The sequence below is a fragment of the Microvirga antarctica genome (assembly GCF_017921815.1).
Taxonomy (GTDB): Bacteria; Pseudomonadota; Alphaproteobacteria; order Rhizobiales; family Beijerinckiaceae; genus Microvirga; species Microvirga antarctica.
Map to the genome: position 1 here is coordinate 1 of NZ_JAGEMM010000073.1, position 291 is coordinate 291.

At 53.3% G+C, this 291-nt stretch carries 1 protein-coding gene; it reads left to right on the plus strand.

Going from position 1 to position 291, the window contains the following annotated elements; translation table 11 throughout:
- Window positions 1–291: glutathione binding-like protein (locus J4G32_RS20910; protein WP_246505443.1), on the plus strand; the 291-nt coding region annotated here is incomplete at both ends.

The following is a 291-nucleotide window of genomic DNA, read 5'->3' on the forward strand; positions in this document are numbered from 1 at the left end:
TCGTGAGCTGACCCTGTGGGAATCTCGCATCATTATGGAATATCTGGATGAGCGTTTCCCTCATCCGCCGCTGATGCCGGTTTATCCGGTCGCGCGCGGTGAAAGCCGTCTGTACATGCACCGTATTGAAAAAGACTGGTATACGCTGATGAACGTCATCGTAAACGGGTCTGCTTCCGAGGCCGACTCTGCGCGTAAACAACTGCGTGAAGAGCTGCTGGCGATTGCGCCGGTATTTGGTCAGAAACCGTATTTCCTGAGCGACGAATTCAGCCTGGTTGATTGCTACCT